At 47.5% G+C, this 7,748-nt stretch carries 6 protein-coding genes and 1 other annotated feature; of the genes, 1 reads left to right on the top strand and 5 read right to left on the bottom strand.

All coding sequences use genetic code 11. From position 1 onward, the window contains the following. Positions 1-199: 199 nt before the first annotated feature. The 4 genes from serS to pdxS form a co-directional block, all read right to left on the bottom strand. Complete coding sequence (serS, locus tag ASF99_RS13955; RefSeq protein WP_023469875.1) at positions 200-1,477, bottom strand: serine--tRNA ligase; 1,278 nt, start codon at positions 1,475-1,477, stop codon at positions 200-202. Between the two features lie 61 nt (positions 1,478-1,538). Next, positions 1,539-1,746 (bottom strand) — a binding site (T-box leader). 12 nt (positions 1,747-1,758) lie between these two features. Further along, complete coding sequence (locus ASF99_RS13950) at positions 1,759-2,994, bottom strand: D-alanyl-D-alanine carboxypeptidase family protein (RefSeq protein ID WP_055969539.1); 1,236 nt, start codon at positions 2,992-2,994, stop codon at positions 1,759-1,761. A 91-nt stretch (positions 2,995-3,085) separates the two neighbouring features. Continuing rightward, positions 3,086-3,664 (bottom strand): pyridoxal 5'-phosphate synthase glutaminase subunit PdxT, encoded by a 579-nt coding sequence (pdxT, locus tag ASF99_RS13945; RefSeq protein ID WP_055969536.1) that lies wholly within the window; start codon positions 3,662-3,664, stop codon positions 3,086-3,088. Further along, complete coding sequence (pdxS, locus tag ASF99_RS13940) at positions 3,658-4,545, bottom strand: pyridoxal 5'-phosphate synthase lyase subunit PdxS (protein WP_023469872.1); 888 nt, start codon at positions 4,543-4,545, stop codon at positions 3,658-3,660. Before pdxS ends, pdxT begins: the two co-directional genes overlap by 7 nt. A 116-nt stretch (positions 4,546-4,661) precedes the next feature. Here pdxS and pdxR point away from each other — a divergent pair, with 116 nt between their 5' ends. Next, a complete protein-coding gene (pdxR, locus tag ASF99_RS13935; RefSeq protein ID WP_055969534.1) occupies positions 4,662-6,065 on the top strand; it encodes a MocR-like pyridoxine biosynthesis transcription factor PdxR in 1,404 nt (467 codons plus the stop codon). A 42-nt stretch (positions 6,066-6,107) separates the two neighbouring features. On the opposite strand, the gene guaB is transcribed toward pdxR, so the two are convergent. Further along, positions 6,108-7,574 (bottom strand): IMP dehydrogenase, encoded by a 1,467-nt coding sequence (guaB, locus tag ASF99_RS13930; RefSeq protein ID WP_029343029.1) that lies wholly within the window; start codon positions 7,572-7,574, stop codon positions 6,108-6,110. Positions 7,575-7,748 lie beyond the last annotated feature (174 nt).

Raw genomic sequence — 7,748 nt, 5'->3', positions numbered from 1 at the left:
GCACGGCTTTCGCCGCCTGACGGTTTTCAAGACCGTTCTCTTAAACCACTTGAGTACGCCTCCGTACTTCTCATAACAATGTTATGACTCGGTTGTTTTCCTGACATTAATTATGATAGCATCTGCCTTTTAACGTGTAAAGACCTTTTCTAAAAAAACTTTTTAAAATACAAAAAGGGGGATTACTCCCCCTTCTGACTTAAGCTTGAATCACTTCAAGACCACCCATGTATGGACGAAGCACTTCTGGAATAACAACTGATCCATCCGCTTGCTGGTAGTTCTCTAAGATCGCAGCTACTGTCCGACCAACTGCAAGGGCAGAACCGTTTAACGTGTGAACGAATTCTGGTTTTGCGTTCGCTTCGCGGCGGAAACGAATCTGCGCCCGGCGTGCTTGGAAATCTTCAAAGTTTGAACAAGAAGAGATTTCACGGTAGACGCCTTGGCTTGGCATCCAGACTTCGATGTCGTATTTCTTCGCAGCCGTGAACCCGAGATCAGCTGTACACATGCTCAATACTTGATACGGCAGCTTCAGCTTTTTCAAGACTGTTTCCGCTTGTCCCGTTAACAATTCGAGTTGTTCGTAAGACTCTTCTGGCTTGACGAAACGAACGAGCTCAACTTTATTGAATTGGTGCTGGCGAATCAATCCACGTGTATCGCGTCCGGCAGAACCTGCTTCTGAACGGAAACATTGGCTGTACGCTGCATAACCAATCGGTAACTGATCAGCTGTTAGGATTTCTTCACGGTGCATGTTCGTCACCGGAACTTCTGCTGTCGGTACGAGGAAGTAGTTCGTTTCTTCGACTTTAAATGCATCCTCTTCGAACTTCGGCAATTGTCCTGTTCCTGTCATAGAGTCACGGTTGACCATAAGTGGTGGTAAGATTTCTGTGTAGCCGTGCTGATCTTGGTGAAGATCCATCATGAAGTTAATCAATGCCCGCTCAAGACGCGCACCCGCTCCGCGGTAAAAGACGAAACGGCTACCTGTGACTTTTCCGGCACGCTCGACATCGACGATTTTTAATTGCTCCATCAAATCCCAGTGTGGAACCGCTTCGAAATCAAACGCTGGTTTGTCCCCGACTTCACGCACGACGACGTTATCGTCCTCAGAAGAACCGACTGGTACGCTATCATGTGGAATGTTCGGGATACCAAGGAGCAGTTGGTTCAATGTCGCTTCGACTTCACGTAACTCGTCGTCAAGCGTCTTGATTTCGTCTCCGACACTTCGCATCGCAGCGATCGCTTCATCTGCATTTTCCTTATTACGTTTCAGTTCAGCGATTTTTTTCGTTGCTTCATTTCGTTCTGCTTTCAATACTTCTGTCCGCGCAATTAATTCTCGACGTTTCTCATCAAGTGCGAGGAAACGGTTCATGTCCGTCAAGTCCTCTCCTCGGTGCGCTAACTTTTCTTGAATGGCGTCAAAATCTTGGCGTAATCGTTTAATATCAATCATCTGTAATTCCTCCTCTATGTCATAAAAAAAGGCGACTCGTCTCTTTCCGGTATTCCTACCGAAAAGGGACGAATCACCTGGATCCGCGTTGCCACCCTCATTGCTAGACACATCTAGCCAACTTAAGACGCGATAACGGGCGTACCCGCACCTTGTTCGCAAGGTGTGCGATCCGGCTCGATTCAATCCATCGATCTGACTAGTTCACACCACCCACTAGCTCTCTTAACAGTATCGATACATCTACTTGGTCCGTTCATAGCATCTTTATGAGATTAGCTTTACTTTACACCATCGCCTTGGAGGTTGACAAGAGCCGATTGTTGAATCGCTTGCTCAATTCGCTTCGACCAAGCCGTCCAAGCGCGGACGAGACGCGTCGGTACACTTGCGAGTTGAACGGCAGTTGCACTATACAAATTCACGCGTGGTGTTTCAAAACCAGGTAGATATATACCGTCATCCGCGACTTGCACCGTTCCGACGACTTCTTGTTTTGTGACGGGTGCCGTCGTTTTAGAGAAATCAAACCGTGGTTCCCGTGTCGATGCTCGCTTCGATACCGTCACATACAATGAGCCCTCCGTGACGACATCTAGCTTACGGACGGTTGCCCCTTTAATCGGAAGAACGTCTTTAATCCGTTCTCCTTTTCCGTAATACGTTAGTGGTTCGAACGTCGCAAAGCCATAATCGAGTAGTTTTTTCGTTTCCCGAAAACGGGCTTGATCCGAATCCGTTCGCATCACGACTGTAACAAGCGTCATGTTATCTCGTGTCGTCACACTAACAAAACAGTAACCAGCTAAATCGGTCATTCCCGTCTTCATTCCTCGCATGCCAGCATATGCGAATTTTTCCTTCGCTAGCATCTTATTCGAGTTGTTCAAGACTTCTCCATCGAGTTTCATCTGTGCTTTGCTCGTCACATCGAGGACATCCGGGTAATCCTTGATATAACGGATGACAAGTAACGCGATATCGGTCGCTGTCATCAAATTCGTTCCTGGAAGGGTCGCATCGACAGCATCAAGTCCAGACGCGTTCGCATACTCCGTGTCGTTCATTCCGAACTGTTTTGCTGTCTCATTCATCTTTTCAACGAACGTCGCTTCTGAACCAGCGACGGTTTCGGCTAGCATGACCGCTGCATCATTAGCTGATTGAATGAACGCCGCATTATACATTTCGCGAACCGTATATGTTTTTGGTTTTACTGGTACACGAGTGATACCAGACGTTTTTGCTAGTTTTAAGACTTTCTTGCTTGGTATGATTTTTTGATCCCACGTCAGTTTTTTGAGTTCGATTTGTCGCCGGACGAGGTAAAGCGTCATCAACTTCGTCATCGAAGCTGGTGGTAGAGAAACATCCGCTTCCGATTGAAGGAGGATTTTCCCTGTGACCGCATCGGCCAATATGTAAGACTCTGCTTGAATCAAAGGTGCTGCTTGTCCCGTCATAGGAAAACTTGTGAGCATCAGTATACTCAGGCAGAGTAGCAAGATTCGCTTCATCGTGTCTCTCCCTCACTTAATCATTCATTGTACGAATAGTGTAGCACAAAAGAAGCATCCGACAGTAGAGACTGTCAGATGCTTCCACGCTTTATGAACGGACGGATTGCCGCTGTTTGATTTTTTGTAAAAAATACTGATGTAAACGATTATCTTCCGTTAATTCAGGATGAAACGAGCACGCGAGGTGTAGCGATGTCTCGACAGCAACGATTTGCTCTTCGACTTTCGCAATCACTCGTGTTCCTTCCCCGACAGACAGAATCAATGGTGCTCGAATGAACACTGCCTCGATTGGTTCCTCAATTCCTTCAACCGGTAGCAATCCTTCAAATGAATCGATTTGTCGACCGAAAGCATTCCGACGGACCGTCATCGAAATCGCGTTGAGATGGCTTTGTCCTGCTTCGACAGCGGTTGCGAGTAGAATCATTCCAGCACATGTTCCGAACATCGGTAACGTCGCCGCTTTTTCCCGAAGCGGTTCCAGTAATTCATAGCGTTCGATCAATCGACGCATCGCGGTCGATTCGCCTCCTGGTAAGACAAGTCCATCCAGTTTCTCGAGATCGCTCGCTTGTTTGACGAGAACGACATCGACACCAAGACCTTCCAGCTGCTGTCGATGTTCACGGACCGCACCTTGAACATCAAGAATACCGATTACCATCCGCGTGTCGCCATCCGTTCCTCAAATGGCATCGATGTGACATCGATTCCCTTCATTGCTGTTCCGAGTCCTTTGGATAAAGACGCGATCCGTTCAAAATCATCTTTGTACGTCACGGCTTCGACAATCGCTCGAGCGACACGTTCTGGGTGTTCTGATTTAAAGATCCCCGATCCGACGAAGACACCATCTGCCCCTAGGTGCATCATGAGTGCGGCATCAGCTGGTGTCGCGACTCCTCCGGCTGCAAAGTTGACGACCGGTAGACGTCCCTGTGTCCGAATATCACGTAATACTTCGTACGGAGCACCCCATTCTTTTGCAAATGTCATCAATTCATCTGGACTGACATGTAAAATCTGATTCAATTGTGCTTGAATTTGTCGCATATGACGAACGGCTTCGACGACGTTCCCAGTTCCAGGTTCACCTTTCGTCCGAATCATCGCGGCTCCTTCGGCGATGCGACGAGCAGCTTCCCCAAGATCACGTGCGCCACAGACGAACGGCACGGTGAACTCCGACTTCAGTAAATGATATTGTTCATCTGCCGGAGTCAGCACCTCGCTCTCATCGATGAAATCGACCCCCATCGATTCGAGAACACGCGCTTCGACGATATGACCAATCCGACATTTTGCCATGACGGGAATTGAGACCGCTCCGAGTACTTCTTCCGTAATCAATGGATCTGCCATTCGTGCGACGCCTCCGTCACGACGAATATCAGACGGGACACGTTCAAGTGCCATGACTGCAACAGCACCTGCTGCTTCCGCAATCTTCGCTTGTTCCGCATTGACGACATCCATGATGACGCCACCCTTTTGCATTTCAGCCATTCCACGTTTGACACGATCCGTTCCTTGTTGACGTTCCATATCCATTCCCCCTTGGTTGACTTTCACTCCTTTAGTATACTGAATGTTGACACTTTTAAAAGTATCAGTTTATGATGATTTCAACAGGTCAGTTTACGAAGAAGGAGTCAGACGAGATGGACATGCTATCATTTCAACTCACGCGTAATCAGGAAAAACCACTTTATGAACAACTTTATCAACAGATCCGAAATGAAATCATTGCCGGTCGTTTAGCATACGGCACGAAATTACCATCTAAACGAAAACTCGGTCAATTTTTGAACTTAAGTCAAACGACGATTGAGCTTGCTTACCAACAACTCGTCGCAGAAGGATATGTCGAATCCATCTCACGTAAAGGTTACTTCGTTCTTGCCTATGAGGAACTCGCTTACGTTAAAACCTCACCCGTCATCGAACCACGTGTCACTAAAGAAAAACCAATCATCACATATGATTTTCATCCAAGTAAGATTGAAGGGATCTCTTTCCCGTTCGCTCGTTGGCGAAAGTATGCCAAAGATATCATCGATACCGATCACCACCCACTTGTCTCACTCGGTCATCCGCAAGGCGATCTAGCGCTACGCGAAGAGATTGCGACCTATCTCTATCATTCCCGTGGTGTCGTCTGTTCTCCTGAACAAATCGTCGTCGGTTCAGGTGTCGAGCAATTGTTGCCGCTCGTCCTCTTCTTACTGGGACGCGACGTCACATACGGTATCGAGGATCCCGGTTATCATACGACACGCCTCTTACTTGAAAATCATGAACGCATGATTGAACCGATTCGTGTTGATGCAAATGGATTACGGATCGATCACTTACAGGAATCAAACGTCGATGTCATGTATGTCACACCGGCACATCAATTTCCGTCCGGTAGCATCTTATCCGTCAACCGAAGACATCAGTTGTTGAACTGGGCGGCGATGGATCCGACCCGCTTTATCATCGAAGACGACTATGATAGCGAATTCCGCTACAGCGGCAAATCGATTCCGTCTTTGCACAACATGGACAGCAATCGTGTCATTTACATGAGTACTTTCTCAAAATCTCTCATGCCTTCACTACGGATCGGTTATATGGTCTTACCCGAAGTCTTACGCGCTCGGTATCAAACAGAACTATCACACTATACCTGCAGTGTCTCGCGCTTCGATCAAACGATCTTGACGCGCTTCATGAAAGAGGGCGACTTTGAACGACATCTCAACCGGATGCGTAAAGTTTATCGTCGCAAGCTCGACGTCTTAATCCAATCACTTCGCCGGATTCCGGCCTTACGATTGACCGGCGAAAGTGCGGGACTCCATGTCGTCGTTTCCGTAGCGAACGGGATGACCGAGCCGGAGCTCGTAACGCGGGCACAACAACAAGGCATCCAAGTATATGGTCTTTCTCAATATGCCCAGTTACCGCTTCTCTCTGGTACACCTCAAATCGTCCTTGGATTTGCAAGTCTCTCTGAGCAAGAGTTGACGGAAGGATTACGATTGTTGATGGATGCGTGGGACTTGCGTAAATCATCATGAAAAAAGCCTCGCCTTTCTACTAAAGAAAGACGAGGCTTTTGTTTACTGACGTGTATAGTTCGATGCTTCTTTTGTAATTTGAATATCGTGCGGGTGGCTCTCTTGCAAACCAGCGCCCGTCATACGGATGAACTGTGTCTCTTCACGCAATTCTTCTAACGTTGCAGCGCCACAGTATCCCATACCTGAACGAATACCACCAACGAGTTGGTACACCGAATCGCCGAGTTTACCACGGTAAGCGACACGTCCTTCGATTCCTTCTGGAACGAACTTCTTGTCTGCTTCTTGGAAGTAACGATCTTGGCTACCGCGTTTCATCGATGCTTCAGAACCCATACCACGGTACGTCTTGAATTGACGTCCTTGGTAGATTTCCATCTCACCTGGGCTCTCTTCTACTCCTGCAAGTAAGCTTCCGAGCATGACAGCGTGACCGCCAGCAGCAAGTGCTTTTACGATATCGCCTGAATACTTGATGCCACCGTCAGCGATGATCGAGACACCATGTTTCCGTGCTTCTGTCGCACAATCGAAGACGGCTGTGATTTGTGGTACACCGACGCCTGCGACAACACGTGTCGTACAGATTGAACCAGGTCCGATACCAACTTTGATGACAGATGCACCGGCTTCAATTAAATCGCGTGTTGCTTCTGCCGTCGCAACGTTACCCGCAATGATTGGTAAGTTTGGATATTCTTCACGAAGTTCACGTACTTTGAGAAGAACACCTTCTGAGTGACCGTGTGCCGTATCGACGACGAGTGCATCGACACCTGCATCGACAAGGAACTTTGCACGTGTCGAAGCGTCTTTCGTTACGCCGACAGCTGCTGCGACGAGTAAACGTCCGAACTGATCTTTCGCAGCATGTGGATACTGTTCGACTTTTTCGATATCCTTTGTCGTGATTAACCCTTTTAATACACCGTTCTCATCAACGAGTGGTAACTTTTCGATGCGATGTTTGTGGAGAATCTGTTCTGCTTCAGCAAGGGACGTACCAACTTTTGCTGTCACGAGTTCTTCTGTCGTCATCACCGTTTCAATGACAGTCGAGTAATCCTTGACGAAACGAAGATCACGGTTCGTCAAAATCCCTACTAATTTACGCTCTGTTTCGTTATTAACGATTGGAACACCAGAGATGCGGTACTTACTCATCAAATACTCAGCATCGTAGACTTGACGCTCTGGCGTCAAATAGAACGGATTCGTGATGACACCATTTTCAGAACGTTTGACGCGATCGACATGTTCTGCTTGTTCTTCCATTGACATATTCTTATGAATGACACCAAGACCACCTTGACGTGCCATTGCGATTGCCATCGGTGCTTCTGTGACGGTATCCATCCCAGCACTGATCAACGGAATATTAAGTGTGATCCCTTCACATAGCGTGACAGATAAATCAACGTCGCGCGGCAAGACACTCGAACGACGGGGTACGAGTAAGACGTCATCAAACGTCAAACCCTCTTTAGCAAATTTGTTCTCCCACATGTTATCCACTCGCTTTCTCTTTTATAAAAGAATATTGATGTTATGGTAACAAGCAGAGGGTGTCATGTCAATGACTCGACCAATAATCAGAACAGTCTGAAGTTTCACATAACACAAAAAGACCGACCTGCAATCTGCAGATCGGTCAAGTGCCTGGCAACGTCCTATCCTCAC

Source organism: Exiguobacterium sp. Leaf187 (assembly GCF_001423925.1).
In the GTDB taxonomy this organism is placed as follows: domain Bacteria; phylum Bacillota; class Bacilli; order Exiguobacteriales; family Exiguobacteriaceae; genus Exiguobacterium_A; species Exiguobacterium_A indicum.
The sequence above is the reverse complement of the archived record's forward strand: the minus strand, read 5'-3'. Positions and strand labels throughout refer to the sequence as shown.